The following is a 17954-nucleotide window of genomic DNA, read 5'->3' on the forward strand; positions in this document are numbered from 1 at the left end:
TGGTGGTGTCATTGTCGAATTGCCCTGACGGCAATGACACGGTTGATCTGCAGATATTGATACCGCACATTGCACGGTGAAGAAACGCCAAATGCGCGTTGGAAAACAGTTCAAATGGAGCTTAGTCCTGCATGGTATCGAAGCGGGTAGTTTTCCAGCTGTAGCCGTTGTTTTCGACCGCGTGGCTTGCACTGTAGCCGCGCACGTGCAAGGCGATTTCAGCTATATCGTGGTCGGTAGCGGCATCGAGACGGATGATGTGGTTCGGCAGGTTCCCGCGATTTTCGATGAGATGGGCGACTGCGCTCAGCTGAACGGCAAAGCTCAAATCCATGATTTCGATAGGATTGCCGCCGCCGGCCGTGTAATTGACGCCATCGCCTTGCGCGAGCAGTCGTAGTTCCGGACCATCGGGGACGTGGATGGTGGTGATGTCATGTCCGGGCTGATGGCGGAATGAAGGGATATCGTCCAGCGCGATCTCGTCGGCGATGCCGCCGATGACCGCAAGCATGGTGTTCGGAGTCATCAGGCGTAGATGTTCGAGCGCCAGCGTGTGCCGCACGCCGGTGGCGGAGACGGCCATATCCGTCTCGGACAGTGTGTCGTCAATATCGGCGGTAGGGAAGCCTTCGAATACTGCTCTGAGGCAGACGACGGGATCGATGTCGCAGATGGTGACGTGTGCGCCCAACGCCCGTACGCGAAGCGCAAAGCCGCGACCGACCGGCCCGTAGCCGATGACGGTGACGTTCTTACCTGCAAACCATTGATCGCCGAGGATTTCCTGAATGGTGGTCACGCAGGTCTCACCGGTGCCATGGGCGTTGTCGAAGTCGGTTTTGAGAGCGCTGTCGTTGACGGCGACGACGGGGTAGGGAAGCGCATCGTCATCTTGCATGGCTTGGAAGGCACGTACACCACTGGTCGTCTCTTCGGCCACGCCGATGAGGTTCTTGACGATTTCGGGGCGCTCGCGGGCGGCGAGACGAGCAAAGCTGGCACCGTCGTCGATGATGATGTTGGGGTTGAGGATGTCCAGAAGCCGCAGCGCCCCGTCGTGGTATTGCTCAGAAGTCCAGTCGTTTTTGGCCTCCACCGCGATGCCTTCGATATGCAACTGTCGGGCCACGCGCTCATCTACTCCGCCAGGCTCGCAGCACACGCCGACCTGCGCCCCCGCCGCTTTGAGTTCGCGTAGCAGCACGGCGGTTTTGGGCTCGAGAATCAGACAGGTGGCAATGCGGATGTCATGGAAATCGACAGTTTTCGTGAGTCGCTCCATCAGTTTGTGTGTGACGGGCATGTGTGCTTGCGCGTAGTTTATCGCGTCAAGTCCGCCGGATTTTCGCATGTCTTTAAAAGGCTCGGGGTTTTCTGTGCCATCGTTAGGTTCATGGATTCCAGAGGTTGGAACATATGGATAGACGAATGGGGAATTGTCTTTCCTGGGGTCGCCCTTGACAATGTTCATGCCCCAAGCCGCAGCTTGGTTGTAGAGCAAAGTGTCGTTGTTGCTTGTTTCATCAATCTGCAAGCTCGCTCCAGCCAGCGATTGGTTGGTATGCTGCGAAAACGTTCGTGCCCACGAGGCGAAGTCGCGATGAGGGTCATCGGAATGGTTCATATTTCCGTCTTATTCAAGTGTAAAGCCGTTGAAGGTGAAGCCGGGGCTGACCACGCAAGAGACCAGCGCGTCACCTTTGCCGGGAACGGTGCGCTGCCAGCAGCCTTCGGGGATGACCACCTGACCGATCGGTTCCGATGAGGAACCAGATGCTGGCGCATTGTTTTGGGATGTGGTGCCGGTTGCAGTCGGATTGACGGATGCTATTCCCTGGCCCAGCGTGTAGAGCGTGCGGCCGGATTCATCGGCCGGGGCGTCACCGTAGCCGCCCAGTTCAAGGCCGACGGTGGCAGGTCCGTGCCAGAGCCAGATTTCGGTGGCGTCCACCTTGTGCCAGGCACTCGCGTCGCCTTGTGCCAAGAGGAAATAGATCAGTGAAGCCAGCGGGCGGCCTTCCGTCGCTTTCATCGATTGCAGGTCTGCCGCGGTGGCAGCATAGGAAAGATCGGAGTTTGCTGTGTCGGCAAACGTAGAATCTGCTTGGCTGTTGCCAGCACCTCGCAGTGCGTCTTCGTGTTCCGCTGCTTGCTGCGTTGCTGTTCCCGCAGCAGCCTGCAGACTCAGCCAGGTCTGTCGGTACCATCCGCCCTCGGGATGTTCCTCAAGATTCAGCGTCTTCACTACGTGCTGTGCGTACTCGCTCATATCCTCAAATGCAACGCTCATTGTTTTGTCCTTTGTTCAGGTGCGAGTGAAAGTCTGTCGGAAGTTTCACTTGGCCTAATTTCAATGTGATGTTTAGAAGATTTTATCAACCGGTCTGGCACGACGAGTCGTCAGAGGCGGAGACTCATCTTCCCTTCGAAACGCCTAATGCATCGAGGGCATCACGCAAGGATGAGACCTCTACGATTTCCATGCCTTTGACGGCCTTGATGCCACGTCGACCGCGATGGGTGGGGACCACGGCACGGGTGAAGCCCAATCGTGCGGCTTCGTTGATGCGATGGGAAAGCTGGGGGACTGGGCGCACCTGGCCGGTAAGTGAAATCTCGCCCATGGCGCAGGTGGTGCGGGCGATGGGTTTGCTGGTGGCAGCGCTCGCCAGTGCGGCGACGATGGCGAGGTCGCAGGCCGGCTCTTTGGCCAGTCCGCCGGCAATGGTCGAAACGTAAAGATCGTTGGCCAGAAGATTGACATGACCATGGCGATAGAGCACTGCCGAAAGCATGGCCAGTCTGTTGGAATCGATGCCATTGGTATTGCGCCTTGGCGTTGGCAGGACGGATTTAGTAACCAATGCCTGCACCTCGATTGGCAGGCTGCGGTGGCCGTCGAGTGTGAACGTGACACAGGTGCCTTCGACGGGTGCGTCTTCGGTCGAGAGGAACAGGCCTGAGGGGTCGCTGACCTCTTCGATGCCTTCGCCGCTCATGTCGAAGCAACCCACTTCGTCGGTCGGTCCGAAGCGGTTCTTGGCCGCATGCAGCAGGCGCAGCGCGGTCTGGGCGTCACCCTCGAACTGGCAGACCACATCCACCAAGTGTTCGAGCGTGCGCGGGCCGGCTATGGAGCCGTCTTTGGTGACGTGACCGACCAACATCACAGGAATATCAAGGGTTTTGGCAGTATCAATCAGAGCGCTGGCCACTTCTCGCACCTGCGTGGAGCCGCCGGAGATGCCATCGACGTCCTGCGAAACGATGGTCTGCGCGGAATCGACAATGGCAAGGCTCGGCTTCTCCTGCTCGATCAGGCCGAGCACGGTCGCGAGATCGGTGGTCGAAGCCAACAGCAGATTGTCTTGCAGTGCGTTGATGCGTGAGGCACGCATACGCACCTGTGCTTGGGATTCCTCGCCTGAGATATAAAGAACGGATTTCTTGGGATTGTTTCGTGCCACGTTGCCGGCGGTTTCCAGCAACAGTGTTGACTTGCCGATGCCAGGTTCGCCGGCGACCAAAACGACCGAACCCGGCACGATGCCACCGCCCAAAACGCGGTCGAATTCGCCAAAGCCGCTGGGAATTCTTTTGTATATCGGTCGAGATTTCCGTAATCGGCTTGGCTGCGGCATTGCCGGCGATGACAGCGGAACTGGCCTGTGTGCGGGAGGTTCGCCCTGGCGCGGCAGTGCGCGATGCGGCGGCGGGCCGTGCCTCATGGAACTCCTCGATGGTGCCCCATTGTCCGCATTCGGGGCAACGCCCATACCATTTCACGCCGTTCCATCCGCACTCGGAGCAGACGTATTGTGTCACATTCTTTGCCATGATGCCGACGCTAGCTAATTTCGACGACATCGGCAAGTTTTCATGACGATGTTCCGTTAAATTTCAAGGTGATATTTCAGTCGATAATATTGAGAATAATTAAGCTGCGTATGGCGGAACCAGCGTCAGCCCGCTGTGAAATAATCGTGATTATGTCGACCGAACAGAAATCTTCTTCCCATGGAAAGCTGATCGCCGTCGTGGTTGCCGCCGCGGTGGTCATTGTTCTTGCCCTGCTTTCAGCGTTTGTGTGGCCTGGCTGGGCGATGAACAAGGGGACGACTGGCGAGCAGAAGCAGCAGGTCGCTGCCAGCAAACCTGCGCCTACTACGCCAAGCATCAAAGCCAAGGATTTGCCGCAGGATGCTTCGCCGTTGTTGAAGGCGATGCCCGACAGCGTGCTCAATTTCGCGCGTACCGAGGCGGCCCCGAGCGCGAACTGGACGTCTGCCTCGCCGATTGAAGAATACACGCTCACCTATTCGACAGGAGATCTGCCGAAGGATGTCACACTCGTGGTGGCGCAATGGTCCAGCGGCGACAGCGCGAAAAGTCAGTATGACACGCTCACCGGTGCGCTCAAGGGCACCGACTTGTCCAGCGGCGACGTGAAGGTCTCCGGCAATGTTACTGGCAAGTATGTGGTCAAAGCCACAGACGCAAAAGGCAAGACGGCCACAGCAATCTGGCAGAACGATACCGTTGTGTTCCAAGCCACGGGCCCCAAGGATTCGATACAGCGTTTCTATTCGAAGTTCCCTCTGTAGACTCGCAGATTGAGGTTGAATGATTCCCCTTGTTTTTCTGGGGATTCCGGAAAATCGAAGATGCTGGCGTTTTAAGTCGGCAAGAGCGAGTAATATAAGTCAAGTTGCAAACTTACAGTCAAGGATTGGAGGCTTCAGATGGGTTCCGTCATCAAGAAGCGCCGCAAGCGGATGAGCAAGAAGAAGCACCGCAAACTGCTGCGTAAGACTCGTCATCAGCGCAAGTAGTATAAAGCTTTTCATAAGGTTCGGAGTTGTTTGACTCCGAGCCTTTTATTTTGTCGTCATTACCGGTATACCTGTCGTGATCATGCCGGATACCGTCATGCGGCTGGCACAGGGCGCAAAAGATTGGCGAATTGGCCTTGAGCGTGGCATGATGAGGGTATGGCACAAATAACTTTGGGTGGTGCGCCCACTCGCACAGTAGGAAATCTTCCCGCCGTTGGCTCTGCAGCCCCGGCTTTCTCCATTGCCGATGGTGATCTCAACGATTTCGGTCTTGACAAGTTCGTTGGCCGCAAGGTCATCCTGAACATCTTCCCGTCGCTTGACACGGATGTCTGCTCGATGTCGGTGCGCAAGTTCAATACGATGGCCGAAGATCTGGATGACGTCACTGTCGTCTGCATTTCGAAGGATCTGCCGTTCGCCCAGGCCCGTTTCTGCGGCGCCGAAGGCATCAAGAACGTTGTTACCGGTTCCGCCTTCCGCTCCTCGTTCGGCGAGGATTACGGCGTGACCATCGCCGACGGTGGCATGCGTGGTCTGCTTTCCCGCGCGGTTGTCGTGGTCGACCGTGATGGCAACGTGGCATATACGCAGCAGGTTCCTGAGATTCATGACGAACCTGACTATGATGCCGCTCGCAAGGCAGTCGAAGCGCTTTAATAAGTGGTTGGAGCTTGAATAAAGCTCGTTGATTGTTATATAAAAAGCCGGTGCGCAACTTCTTAATAGTTGCGCACCGGCTTTCACTATTCGTTTTCGATTAGTGAACTATGGTTTTAGGATTCACCGATTCCTGAAGGAATTCAATATTATCCAATCAATGAGTCGGATTCGAAAACTCAGTTCTCGGAAACGGTCAAAATACGCGGGCCGTTCGGGTTGCCGACGATAACCTTGTTCACGCGGTTCAGGAAGAGACCGTGCTCCACCACGCCGACCGTGTTGATGAGGTCCTCGGCGAGGTCCTCCGGGTGGTCGATGCGTTCGAGGTGCAGATCGACGACATAGTTGTTCTCGTCGGTACGCACGTCGGTGCCGTCGGCGTTCTTGCGCAGGGTCGGCTTGTAGCCCTTGGCTTCGAACTTCTTGATGACGTGGCCGGCGCCGAAGGGGATGACCTCGACAGGCAGCGGGAACTTGCCGATGGTGTCGACCACCTTGGACTCGTCGACGATCCAGATGTTGTAGTTGGAGTTCTCGTTGACGATCTTCTCCCAGAGCAGGGCAGCGCCGCCGCCCTTGATACCGTTGAAGTTCTTGTCCACTTCGTCGGCGCCGTCGATGGTCAGATCGATGTGGTCCACGTCGTCGATGTCGACGATCTTGATGCCATAGCCTTCGGCCTGCTTGGCGGTGCGGCGGGAAGTCGTCACACCAGTGAACTGAAGGCCTTCCTCCTGCGTGCGGCGGCCGAGTTCGTCGACCAGGAAGCGCACGGTGGAACCGGTGCCGAGACCCGCGATCATGCCGTCCTTGATGAACTTGGCACCCTCGATGCCGGCCGCCTTTTTCAGTGCGTCTTGTTGCTCTTTATCCATGGATACTCCTTTAAAAGATCCTAGCTTCGCCATGTTAGTGACGAGCATCACTTTCCATAGTATCGGTGTTCCAATACTTTCTTAGGCTGTGCGTTGCGGGTCTGAACGTTCAAGTTGTGCAATACATTGCTGTGCCATGACGAATCGATTGGTTGCTGGAAAGACCTCCTGAGTCGTGGCGGATTATCGCCCGTTCTTCGTGTTGTTGGCAATCAGGAACGGGGCGTTGTTCAGCACGATAGTGCCGTCTCCGGCCACGTATCCGTCGATGGCGATGACCCCTCGGATGTAGCGAGGTTTGCCGTTGTAGGTCGGGCTGGTCTGCGGTGCCGGGAAGAAGCGAAGCGTCCCATCGACACTGAGGCCGCTGGACAGATACGGCGGTTCCTCCTTTGCCTTTGGTTGCTTGGCTGAAGCTGCTTCCGCAGTGGCTGAAGCTGCTTCCGCAGTCGTTGAGCTATCGTCAGAAGTGTCTTCGGTTTCTGAATCTTCGTCTGGGTCATTGGACTTGTCGGACTTGTCCGGATTATTCGGTCCTTCTGACTCGTGCAATTCTTCGGGCCTGCTTGATGTGTCAGTTTGGCTCTCGCTTTGCGTCGGTTCCGACTCCTCATTTTCTTGGTCGGTTTCCGTGCTATTGCTTATGAGTTCTTCTTGTACATCGGAGTTTTGGCTGTTTTGTACATCGTCTGACGGTACTTCTGCTGGTTCTTGTGCCACTGTTGATTCCTGCGAACCTTCAGAGGACGTGGCTTCGGCTGCGGGAAGTTCGGTTTCGGTGTCTACGGCATTATCGCTTTGCGGGTCGGTAATCGTTACGTCGTCCTTGACCTCGTCCGCATCAAAATTCGGATGGGAGCGAACGGTTCGTCCGGATTCCTGTGAATCGGTATTCGGGCGGTTAGCGGAATCGTCGTGAGATGCTGGTTCGTCGTTCTCGGCCGCACGATGATGGGCGACGATGGGTTTACGGGGGCTAAAATCATACTCCGGAACGCCTTCAGGCTCTGCGAGTCGTTCGGCAAGCGTGGGCTCGTGGGCATTTTGGCTAGTGCCGGAATCATCCCAATCGTCGTTGTCGCTATCGTCTTGAGCATCTGCGCCGCGCCCGAGATGATATTGTTCCTCGGTGATTTTGCCGTCGATGAGCATTTTCGCGTCGGCGGGGATATCGACGCCTTTGGCATAAGGCGAGGCAAGTAATGACTGCCAGCCTTCCAACGGCAGATAACCGTCCTTGACCCCGCTGCGGGCATCACCGGAGTAGGTGTGGGCGAGGTCATCGACCTTCTCGTTGCCGGGATTGCCGTTGTGCCCCTTGACCCAGACGAACTTCACTGGTCCTTCTCGATGGCCGATTTCAGCGTCGATGGCCTTGATGAGCGGAGCGTTCTTGACCGGCTTTTTCTGAGAGTTCTTCCAGCCGTTCTTCTTCCAACCTTTGACCCATGTGGTCGAGCAATTGATGGCGTACTGCGAGTCGGTCTCGATGGTCAACGGCTCGGCTCCTCGATGCGCGCGCAACGCTTCGAGCACCGCGCACAGCTCGCCGATCTGGTTGGTGCCGTTGGTGGCGCCGCCGGCGTCGCTGTCCCCATCGTGCTGATGGCCGTCCGTTCTTGCCGCATTCACCGCGTGGTCGGCCCAGGCCCAGCCCATGGGACCGTTGGGGTTGCCGAGTGCGCTGCCGTCCGTAGAAACCGTAATAGTCATAACTCCCAGCCTACGGTTTGCCGACGAAATTGAAAAGACAGAGCAAGTTGAACAGTGGTTTAGATTTTGGTCAGATTTAAGCGAAGTTTAAAAATGATGTGTATCGCAGAATGAATTGTCGATAAGCAAATGGAGAGGCCGGCCGATAGCGCTTCCGAAATGGTTTGATTCCGTCATTCCTGTTGTGCTATCGGCCGGCCTGTTGTTAATTGATGATTAATCGTTACCGGAAAAGCCCGTTGCGTTGGAAAGTAACCAGATTACTCGCCGAGGGCCTTGTCGACCACATCTGTGGCCTCGGAAAGCACCTGATCGAGTGCCTCGGGGAAACGAACGACTCGGCGTAGATCTTGTAGATGTTCTCGGTGCCGGAGGGTCGGGCAGCGAACCAATTGTTCTTGGTTGCCACCTTGATGCCGCCGATGGGTGAGTCGTTGCCCGGCGCACGGGTGAGCTTGGCGGTGATGTCCTCGCCGGCCAACGTGGTGGCGGAAACGGATTCGGGGAAAGGGCCGCGAACTTCTGCTTCTGCTCGAGCGTGGTCGGCGTATCGACGCGCTTGTACCAGCTTTCACCGAACTTTGCCACTTGTTCCTGATGCAGTTGCGCTGGGTTCTTGCCGGTTTTTGCGGTGATTTCCGCAGCGAGCAGATCGGGGATGATGCCGTCCTTGTCGGTGGTCCATACGCGACCATTGCGACGCAGGAAGCTCATGCCGGAGCTCTCTTCACCGCCGAACGCGACCTTGCCGGTGAAGAGCGGATCGACGAACCACTTGAATCCGACCGGTACCTCAACCAGTGGCGCTCCGATGGAAGCGGCCACGCGGTCGATCAGTGAGGATGAGACGAGTGTCTTGCCGATGCCAGTGCCCTCGGGCCAATCCGGACGTGCGCCGCTGAAGAGATAGGCGATGCAGACGGCGAGGTAATGATTCGGGTTCATCACACCCCAGTCAGGGCAGACGATGCCGTGGCGGTCGGCATCGGGATCGGTGCCTCCCACGAGATCGTACTTGTTCCAGGCGCCTGCGTTGAGTTCGTCGACGAGGCCCTTCATTGCATACTGCGAGCTGGGATCCATACGAATCTTGCCGTCGTGGTCGATGGTCATGAAACGCCAGGTCGGGTCCACATCGGGGCGGACCACGCCGATGTGGAGGCCATACTTTTCGTTGATGAGTGGCCAGTAGTTGACTGAGGCCCCGCCGAGCGGATCGATGCCGAGCCTCACTCCGGAGGAGCGGATAAGGTCGAAGTCAATGACATCGCCAAGGTCGGAAACGTAATGATCTCGGTAGTCGAAGCGCTCTACCAGTGGAGACTTGATAGCCTCGTCGTAAGGCACTCGTTTGACGTTGCGGAACGAGCCGAGTAGTTCGTTGGCGCGGTTGGCGATGGCTTCGGTCGCTTCGGCCGGTGCTGGGCCGCCGGTGACCGGGTCATACTTGAAACCGCCGTCGGTTGGCGGGTTGTGAGAAGGAGTCACGACGATGCCATCGGCAAGTCCGTCGCCTTCGAAGCGCTGCGAACCGTCGGCGGCGCGGTTGTGGGTGAGGATGGCGTGCGAGATGACCGGGGTGGGTACGAAGTCGTTGCGCGAATCGATGCGCACGGTCACGCCGTTGGCGACGAGCACTTCGATGGCCGTTTTCATCGCCGGTTCTGAAAGCGCGTGGGTGTCGCGGCCGAGATAGAGCGGGCCGGTCACTCCGGCTTTCTTGCGGTATTCAGCGATGGCCTGCGTGATCGCGACGATATGTGCCTCGTTGAATGAGGTCTTCAGCGATGAACCGCGGTGTCCGGAGGTGCCGAAGGAAACGCGTTGTGCCGGGTCGTCCGGGTCTGGAATGGCGTCATAATATTTGTCGATGACCTCGTTGACATCGATGAGGTCGGCTGGTGTGGCGGGTTTGCCCGCATTGTTTGCAATCATGTCTCCATTGTGCCACAGTCGCTAGGTGAAAGTGCAATGTTTGTGCGTTGTTGCAACCAATCGCACACAGCTGTTGTGCGATTGAGAACAGTCGGGTTGCGAATGCGAAGTGAACTCAGCGCGTCAATTGATGAGCGATTTAATGCTCATTACGGCCAGAAAGACGGAAAATGCCCTATAAATTTTTCTCACAGCCCTAAAATCCTGTTACGTATCGCGGCGATTCTACGATGAAATGGGAGAAATCACCTGCCAACCTACGTTTGGGGCGTTTTCATGACATTTTATGGTATCAACTACCTGCAAAGCCAGCACAGTATCAACCAGGTCATCCGGTTCACCATCATCATCGTATTGTGCGTGGCGCTGGTCGCGTTCTTCGTCTTGTATCTGAGGCACCGGCTCAAGACGAAATACCGGGATTTGGGCATCATCGCGCTGTTGTTGGTGGTGCTCATGCTCGGCAGTGGCTATACACAATTCCAGCAGAGCGAGACGGCCAGCGCGAAAAGCGAGCAGATGGTCAGTTTTGTGCAGCATGTCGCCAAGGAACGGCATGTTTCCGAGGATGATGTGCTCGTCAATTCGAAGTACCTGAATCAGGACGTCATCGTCAAAATCGATAAGAAATACTACACGGTGAACCTCAACACCGATTACACCGCCTACAAACTCACCGAAACCCATATGCTCGCCGACGTCAAGGTAGAAAAGTAAGGAACCGCCATGCTTATCAGCACCACACTTATCATCAAGCTCGTCGTGGGCATCGTCTTCCTGATCGTCCACATCAATCTCTTCGGCAAATCCAACCTCGCGCCCACCAGCGCCATGGACCAGATTCAGAACTATGTGCTCGGCGCCATCATCGGCGGTGTGATTTACAACGAACAGATTACCGTACTCCAGTTCGTCTTCGTGCTCGTCACATGGATGCTGCTGTGCATGATCATCAAGTTCGCCAAGGAAAACAGCCGCTTCTTCAAGAAACTCATCGACGGCAGCCCGGTCATGCTCATCTCGCACGGCAAGGTCGACGTCGCCACCTGCATGCGCAAGGGCGTCTCCGCCAGCGACCTGATGCTCAAATTACGTGCGCAAGGCGTATATGAAGTTTCCAAGGTTCTGAAGGCCTACTTCGAGCAGAATGGCCAGTTGACCGTGATCTGCTACGGCGATGAGACGCTGCGGCTGCCGTTGATCGTCGATGGACAGGTCGATACCGATGTGCTCGAAGCCATCGGCCACGACAAGGAATGGCTTGAGGATGAGGTCAAGAAGCAGGGCTACGACGGCACCAATGGCGTGTACATCGGCGAGTATGTCTCGAAGAAATTGGAACTGACCGGCTACGCAAAGTAGGAGCTATTCCGGTTCGATGATTTCGGAATAGGCGTATCTGCTTGGTTTCTGATTCGATGTGAAGGTAGACGTGGCAACAATGTCTACCTTTATTGTTGAGTGGCTTCTTCTAAAGGGGAATCCGATTATGAGTCGATTAATGCCTATGTTGCGCGTTATTGTTCGAGTTCCGCCTTGGCAGGAACGCGTACGCACAGTGCCTTCGGTTCGAGGCTGAAGAGGATATGACTCGTGGAGCCGAGCATATCGCCGTCGACCTGGGCGAGCGCCGGCTTTTCGAGCTTGATTTCAGCCTTCACGCCTTGAATCTGGTCCATGGTGGAATTGGTGGAAAGCGGGCTTTGTTGGGCCTTGCCGGTGATGGTCTGGTGCATCACGTCGCCGAAGAGGTTCATCCAGCCGAGCAGGCCGCCGGAAGTGTCGATGATTTCGAAATCGAGCAGGCCGTCGTCGAACGAGGCGTCCGGCATCAGCGAGAACACCGGAATTTGGCCGCAATTGCCGGCCATGAACGTGCGGAAATGCACTTCTCCGACCGTATGCGAATTGCCGTCTGCGCTGGTGATGGTGACGGTGCCGCGATACTTCGGTGCAAAGAGATGCTTCATGCCGCCGGAGAAATAGGCAAGCCAGCTGATGCTCTTCTTGAGTTCCGGGTTGGTGTCGCTGATCATGTCGGCGTCGAAACCGATGCCTGCGATGATGAGGAAGGCGTGGGCATGGTCGTCCTCAGGTCGATCGAGGAGGGCCAGGCGCCCCATGTCGACCATCCGTTCGCCGTGCGAGGTCGCGATGGCCAGTGCCGCGTTGATGTCGTCGACCGGGATGCCCATGTTGCGTGCGAAAAGGTTGCCTGTGCCGATGGGGATGATGGCCAAGGTGTGGCCAGTGCCGCTTACCGCGCTCGCCACGGTGCGCACGGTGCCATCGCCGCCCACGGCGACCAGAACATCAGCTCCGTGAGCAAGCGCTTCCAACGCGCAAACGCGTCCGTCGCGTTCCAATGTGGTTTCGATGAATTCGATTTCCGTGATCTGATGGTCTTTGCAGAATTCTTCGATATGCAGCCGTGTTCGTGCGGCCTGAGGCTTCGACGGATTGATGATGAAGGCGTATTTGACCTGGTCATCATCGCGTTCGTTGAGTTTCTGCACCCTGCGCCAGCGTCTCCAGGCGCGCCAAATCAGCGCCGCGGCAATTGCGAGAACACCAACTGCGATAATGGCGACGACGATGAAGAGCACAGTTCGAGACATGACTCTATTCTGTCGCGGCTCACTGACGTTGCGCTCAAAGCTGTATGAAAAATGAACGAACCCTACACGCTCTGGAAATATGAACTCATGAACGCCAACGTCTGCATTCGTAGTCACTGAAACTTTCGTGGTGTTGTATTGCGGCCCTTTGTCATGGATAGTCTGGGCGATAATGTTGACATTGTCTGATTGACTCGCATTGGATTGCTATGCGTCGCTGTGCTGTAGGCGACAGGCTTGGTGGCCATGTTGGAATGGACAATAAGATTGATAATGAGTAATGCAAAATTGGGAGATGTTGAATATGTCGGCTGAGAATGACGCTTTGAAGCAGCGTGGCCAATCCAAGACCGCGGATGCAGCCGCACTGACGTCAACCTCTGATGCCTCTGGAATCGGTGATGCTTCCAACGTCATCGATACTGCCAATGCTGCCGTAAAGGGCGAAAAATCAGCGAAACAAACTACGGATTACGCCTCGCATTGGCATAAGCAGGACACGATCTGGACGTTCAGCCTCTTCGGTACGGCGGTCGGCGCCGGCGTGCTCTTCCTGCCGATTAAGGCGGGCAGTGCCGGTATCCTGAGCCTTCTGTTCATGGTCGTGCTGGCTTTCCCGCTGACCTATTTCGCCCATCGGGCCCTATGCCGGTTCGTGCTTACCGCCAAGCATCCGGGCGATGACATCACCGATGTGGTCGAGCAGCAGTTCGGCTTTGGATTCGGCATGGTCTTCACGATTATCTACTTCGTTCAGATTTTCACCATCATCTTGGTCTATGCCGTCTCGATTACCAACACGACCGAAAGCTTCATCGTCAACCAGCTGCACATGACCGCGCCTCCGCGCTGGTTGCTTTCCGGTCTGCTGATCGGCGTTCTGGTCTGCATCGTCACCTGCGGCACCGATGTGGTCACCAAGGTCACCAGCGCCATGACCTACCCGGTCATCGCCGTACTGGTGCTGTTCGCCCTTTACCTTATTCCGCACTGGAACACGTCTATTCTGACGAGCTATCCCAAGACAGCCGGCGGCGCATTCGACTGGGGCACCTTGATTCAGGATCTGTGGCTGCTGGTGCCGGTGACCATTTTCGGCTTCGACCATTCCGCCATCATCTCCTCGTTCTGCGTGAACCTGCGCGAAGGATACGGGCTTGAGCAGTCCGACCATAAGATGATGAGCATCCTCAAGCGTGCCGAGCCGTTGATGGTCTTCGTCGTTCTCTTCTTCGTGCTGAGCTGCGACTTGGCGCTGACACCCGGCGATCTGGTCAAGGCCAAGGCGCAGAACGTCTCCATTCTGAGTTACATCGCCAATATGCTCAACAGCCCGGTGATTGCGTGGATTGCCTCGCTGACTGCCTTCGTCTCCATTTTCAAGGCGTTCCTCGGCCATTATCTCGGTGTTGAGGAAGGTCTTGGCGGCATCATCCGCAAGATCGGTGAAAAGAAGCACCGCATCATCGAGCGTCGCCCGCTGCACATCTTCGTCGCCATCTTCATGTTCGTCACCTGCTGGCTGGTGGCGTGGGCGAACCTGTCGGTCATCAACATGATCGAGACGATGGTCGGCCCGATCATTGCCTTCATCCTCCTGCTGCTGCCGATGTACGCGATTCACAAGGTGCCGTCGCTCAAGAAATATTCGGGCAAGATCAGCAATGTGTTCATTGTGGTCATCGGTGTGATTTCGGTGAGTGCCATCTTCTACAACATCGTGGAATTGTTCTGAAAACTGTATCGTGACACGATGCTCCAAGCCGTCGCACGCCTGACTTTCTGCAGGTAGGCGACGGCTTTTGATTTGCCCGACCTATCTCAAAATGTGTCATGCATTTGTCTTTTTCGGCATTTCCCACTAAAGTCGGAATCATGTTCAACATGGGAATCGAATCCGGCACCGCGGCTACCGCCGTGCGTCGCTCTTTCGCTGCCCTGAATGTGAACATTCTCGCTTCGACTCGTCGATCGTATTCGTCATCGGCCGTCGTAAGCAGCGATATTTCGGATTGATTTGTATCTCTCAATATTTTTTGATATCGCGTTCCGCGTCGGCATAGCTGCCTGGTAACGTGCGATGTTTTGCTCCGTATTGGGCAGTGACCCATTCACAGCGGATTTCTCAATGAAGTATCCCAAAAGCAGAGCACAAGAAAGTGGCATCGTATGGCAGAGCAGCAACAACAATCAGTGAAGCGACGAACAACAGACACGGGGCAGGGCAATCCCTCTGAAAAACAGGTGAGCAAAGAGTACGCCCTCAAATGGCATGGTCAGGATGTGCGATGGATGCTGAGCCTCTTCGGTACGGCCATTGGCGCGGGCGTGCTGTTCCTTCCCATCGACGTGGGCGGGGTGGGCACGCTTGGCCTGATACTGACCATCGTCATCGCCTTGCCGCTGGCGTATTTCGCGCATCAGGCGATGTGCAGGTTCGTGCTTTCCGCCAAAAATCCCGGTGATGACATCACCGATGTGGTTGAGCAGGAATTCGGCTTTGGCTTCGGCATGGTCTTCACGCTCATCTATTTCGCGCAGATTTTCGTGCTGCTGATGGTCTACTCCATCTCCATCACCAATACAGCCGAAAGTTTCATCGTCAACCAGCTGCACATGGCCGCGCCACCGCGTGGTGTACTTTCCCTGATTCTCATCGTCATTCTCATCGTCATCGTCACTTGCGGGACCACCGTGGTCACCCGCGTGATGAGCTGGATGACATGGCCGGTTATCGCAGTGCTGGTGCTGTTCTCCCTCTACTTGATTCCGCGCTGGAACCCCTCCATGCTGACGAGTTATCCGCAAGGTGCAAACGGCGGTCTCGACCTGGGCAAGCTGGCACTGAACCTCTGGCTGCTGATCCCGGTCATCGTGCTGACCTTCGACCATTCCGCCATCGTCTCCTCATTCTCCGTCAACGCGCGACTGGAATACGGCAGCAAATACGCGGAGCCCAAGATCGTGAAGATTCTCAAGGTGGGAGAGCCGATGATGGTCGTCGTCGTGCTGTTCTTCGTGATTTCCAGCGATCTGGCGCTGAACCCCTCAAGCCTCGCCACGGCCAAGGCGCAGAACGTGTCCATCCTGAGCTATCTGGCCAACATCTTGAACAGCCCGGTCATCTCCTGGGTGGCTGCAATCACCTCTTTCTTCTGCATTTTCAAGGCGTTCCTTGGCCACTATCTCGGTGTTGAGGAAGGTCTTGGCGGTATCATCCGCAAGGTCGCCGAAACCCGTCACCGCGTCATCCAAAAGGGGCCGCTGCGCGTTGTGGTCAACGTCATCATGTTCTTCGCCTGCTGGTTCATCGCCTGGGCTAACCCCTCAGTGATTGGCATGCTTGAGACCATGGCCGGCCCGCTGATTGCGTTCGTGCTCATGCTGCTGCCGATGTATGCTATCCACAAAGTGCCTGCGTTGCAAAAGTATAAGGGCAAGGCCAGCAATGTGTTTATCTTCGTGGTGGGCCTCATTGCCGTGAGCGCGATCTTCTACAACATCATTGCATTGTTCAGGTGATGCCAATCAAGTAATCATTTCAACTGATAAAAAGCGGCGTGGATAGCACATTGCTATACATGGAAAAATAATAAAAATGTTGACGTGAAACACATGTCAAGAAAGGTAAAACAGGGCTTCTCGGCCGGCTTTCAGTTCGGCCGTTGGTGTCCCTTTGCGGAAGTAGACTGAAACTATGTTAGATATCCAATTTATCCGTGAAAATCCCGACGTTGTACGCGAATCTCAGCGCAAGCGCGGGGAGTCCGTAGAACTCGTTGATGAGGTCTTGAAGCAGGATGAGACGCGTCGCGCCGCTCTCAAGTCGTATGAAGAGGCGCGCGCCGACCAGAAGGCCATGGGCAAGAAGGTCGCTGCGGCAGCTCCTGATGAAAAGGCCGCGCTGATTGCACAGACCAAGGATCTGGCCAACAAGGTCGCCGAATACAAGAAGACCTCGGATGATGCGGCTGAGGCATATACCAATGCCATGTGGAAGTTCTCCAACATCGTCGAGCCTGAGGCTCCCGAAGGCGGCGAGGATGACTACGTGGTGGTGCGGAAAGTCGGCACGCCGCGTGATTTCGAGGCCGAGGGCTTCGAGCCCAAGGACCACTTGGCATTGGGTGAGGGCGTTGCCGGTATCGATATGCGCCGTGGCGTCAAGGTCTCCGGCTCTCGCTTCTACTTCCTGCGCGGTGCCGTGGCACGTATGCAGATCGCCATGCTCACCATGGCCGTCGACCAGGCTGAGGAAAACGACTTTACGCTGGCCATCACGCCTACGCTGGTGCGTCCTGAGGTCATGGCCGGTACGGGCTTCCTCAATTCGCATGCCGATGAGATCTATCGTCTGCGCGAGCCTGACGACCAGTATCTGGTGGGTACCTCCGAAGTGGCGCTCGCCGGCATGCACGAGAACGAGATTCTTGATTTCAGCAACGGCCCGCTGAAGTATTGCGGCTGGTCAAGCTGCTATCGCCGCGAGGCCGGTGCCGCTGGCAAGGATACGTCCGGCATCATCCGCGTCCACCAGTTCGACAAGGTGGAGATGTTCGTCTACTGCAAGCAGGAGGAATCCCGCGACATGCACAAGCAGCTGCTTGGCATGGAGGAGCAGATGCTGGCCAAGGTCGAGGTGCCTTACCGCACCATCGACACCGCCGCCGGCGATCTCGGTTCTTCCGCCGCCCGCAAGTTCGACAACGAGGCTTGGGTGCCTTCGCAGGGTCGTTATCGCGAGCTGACGTCCACATCCAACTGCACCGAGTATCAGGCACGCCGCTTGAATATCCGCGAGCGCACCGAAGATGGTTCCACCCGCGCGGCCGCGACGCTGAATGGTACGCTGGCCACCACGCGCTGGCTTGTCGCGATTCTCGAGAACCACCAGCACAAGGACGGCTCCATCGATATCCCGAAGGCCATGCGTCCTTACATGGGCGGCCGTGAGGTCATCGAGCCCACCAAGTGGGAGGCCTGAGACCGAACAGTCGCTTGTTTGGTGATGGTTACGGTAACTTGCCAGGTGATTTAAGTGGCGGCATGCTTGCTGCTTATGGGCGATTGCCTGGCGACTTATGTGATGACGTGTCTGCTGTCTGTAGGCCGTTGTTATAATTTCATTCGTTGCGTTTGCGGTGCAAGCCGGAAATGCAACATGGACAGGTGTCTGAGCGGTCGAAAGAGACGGTCTTGAAAACCGTTGAGGAGCAATCCTCCGCGAGTTCGAATCTCGCCCTGTCCGCTTTACAGGGCTTCAGGTTTTAACCTGAAGCCCTTTTGTTTTGTTAAAATGTTTTTTGCTTGCG

Annotated in this window: 13 protein-coding genes, 1 tRNA gene and 3 pseudogenes; 10 read left to right on the forward strand and 7 right to left on the reverse strand. The window is 56.2% G+C overall.

What is annotated here, in order from left to right:
- Positions 1-121 precede the first annotated feature (121 nt).
- From OZX57_RS02495 to radA, 3 genes and pseudogenes are all read right to left on the reverse strand, one after another.
- Positions 122-1627, reverse strand: a complete 1506-nt coding sequence (locus OZX57_RS02495; protein ID WP_277162576.1) for an adenosylhomocysteinase — start codon at positions 1625-1627, stop codon at positions 122-124.
- Positions 1628-1636: 9 nt separating this feature from the next.
- The gene (locus OZX57_RS02500; protein WP_277162577.1) at positions 1637-2293 is read right to left on the reverse strand and encodes a cupin domain-containing protein; all 657 of its coding nucleotides are present in this window, start codon (positions 2291-2293) and stop codon (positions 1637-1639) included.
- Between the two features lie 124 nt (positions 2294-2417).
- Positions 2418-3840 (reverse strand): annotated as a pseudogene (radA, locus tag OZX57_RS02505) (DNA repair protein RadA).
- Positions 3841-3992: 152 nt separating this feature from the next.
- Between radA and OZX57_RS02510 the strand changes: the two are divergent.
- The 3 genes from OZX57_RS02510 (at position 3993) to tpx (ending at position 5498) form a co-directional block, all read left to right on the forward strand.
- Positions 3993-4607, forward strand: a complete 615-nt coding sequence (locus tag OZX57_RS02510) for a hypothetical protein (protein ID WP_277162578.1) — start codon at positions 3993-3995, stop codon at positions 4605-4607.
- 138 nt (positions 4608-4745) lie between these two features.
- Positions 4746-4835 (forward strand): AURKAIP1/COX24 domain-containing protein, encoded by a 90-nt coding sequence (locus tag OZX57_RS02515; RefSeq protein ID WP_004268639.1) that lies wholly within the window; start codon positions 4746-4748, stop codon positions 4833-4835.
- Between the two features lie 159 nt (positions 4836-4994).
- The gene (tpx, locus tag OZX57_RS02520; protein ID WP_277162579.1) at positions 4995-5498 is read left to right on the forward strand and encodes a thiol peroxidase; all 504 of its coding nucleotides are present in this window, start codon (positions 4995-4997) and stop codon (positions 5496-5498) included.
- A 179-nt stretch (positions 5499-5677) separates the two neighbouring features.
- On the opposite strand, the gene rpiA is transcribed toward tpx, so the two are convergent.
- The 3 genes and pseudogenes from rpiA to pgm all read right to left on the reverse strand — a co-directional run bounded on the left by rpiA (position 5678) and on the right by pgm (position 10024).
- Complete coding sequence (rpiA, locus tag OZX57_RS02525) at positions 5678-6376, reverse strand: ribose-5-phosphate isomerase RpiA (RefSeq protein ID WP_277162580.1); 699 nt, start codon at positions 6374-6376, stop codon at positions 5678-5680.
- Positions 6377-7480: 1104 nt separating this feature from the next.
- Positions 7481-8089 (reverse strand): annotated as a pseudogene (locus OZX57_RS02530) (ribonuclease H); the annotation flags it as partial.
- A 260-nt stretch (positions 8090-8349) separates the two neighbouring features.
- Positions 8350-10024: pseudogene (gene pgm / locus OZX57_RS02535) on the reverse strand (phosphoglucomutase (alpha-D-glucose-1,6-bisphosphate-dependent)).
- 276 nt (positions 10025-10300) lie between these two features.
- Here pgm and OZX57_RS02540 point away from each other — a divergent pair.
- Together OZX57_RS02540 and OZX57_RS02545 are read left to right on the forward strand one after the other, a co-directional pair.
- Positions 10301-10741 (forward strand): DUF3290 domain-containing protein, encoded by a 441-nt coding sequence (locus OZX57_RS02540; protein ID WP_277162581.1) that lies wholly within the window; start codon positions 10301-10303, stop codon positions 10739-10741.
- A gap of 9 nt (positions 10742-10750) precedes the next feature.
- A complete protein-coding gene (locus OZX57_RS02545) occupies positions 10751-11386 on the forward strand; it encodes a DUF421 domain-containing protein (RefSeq protein ID WP_277162582.1) in 636 nt (211 codons plus the stop codon).
- A gap of 155 nt (positions 11387-11541) precedes the next feature.
- On the opposite strand, the gene OZX57_RS02550 is transcribed toward OZX57_RS02545, so the two are convergent.
- On the reverse strand, positions 11542-12642 hold the full coding sequence (locus OZX57_RS02550; protein ID WP_277162583.1) for a diacylglycerol kinase family protein: 1101 nt from the start codon (positions 12640-12642) through the stop codon (positions 11542-11544).
- A gap of 304 nt (positions 12643-12946) precedes the next feature.
- On the opposite strand from OZX57_RS02550, the gene OZX57_RS02555 reads away from it, so the two are divergent.
- From OZX57_RS02555 to OZX57_RS02575, 5 genes are all read left to right on the forward strand, one after another.
- Entirely contained in the window at positions 12947-14377 is a 1431-nt protein-coding gene (locus OZX57_RS02555; RefSeq protein ID WP_277162584.1) for a hypothetical protein, read from the forward strand.
- Positions 14378-14517: 140 nt separating this feature from the next.
- Positions 14518-14658 carry a hypothetical protein gene (locus tag OZX57_RS02560; protein WP_277162585.1) on the forward strand — a complete coding sequence of 47 codons (141 nt, stop codon included), beginning with the start codon at positions 14518-14520 and terminating at the stop codon, positions 14656-14658.
- A 153-nt stretch (positions 14659-14811) separates the two neighbouring features.
- Entirely contained in the window at positions 14812-16164 is a 1353-nt protein-coding gene (locus tag OZX57_RS02565; RefSeq protein WP_277162586.1) for an aromatic amino acid transport family protein, read from the forward strand.
- A 175-nt stretch (positions 16165-16339) separates the two neighbouring features.
- Positions 16340-17626 carry a serine--tRNA ligase gene (gene serS / locus OZX57_RS02570; RefSeq protein ID WP_277162587.1) on the forward strand — a complete coding sequence of 429 codons (1287 nt, stop codon included), beginning with the start codon at positions 16340-16342 and terminating at the stop codon, positions 17624-17626.
- Between the two features lie 179 nt (positions 17627-17805).
- Positions 17806-17890: transfer RNA gene (locus OZX57_RS02575), tRNA-Ser, on the forward strand.
- Positions 17891-17954: the final 64 nt, after the last annotated feature.

The organism is Bifidobacterium sp. ESL0682 (assembly GCF_029392815.1).
In the GTDB taxonomy this organism is placed as follows: Bacteria; Actinomycetota; Actinomycetes; order Actinomycetales; family Bifidobacteriaceae; genus Bifidobacterium.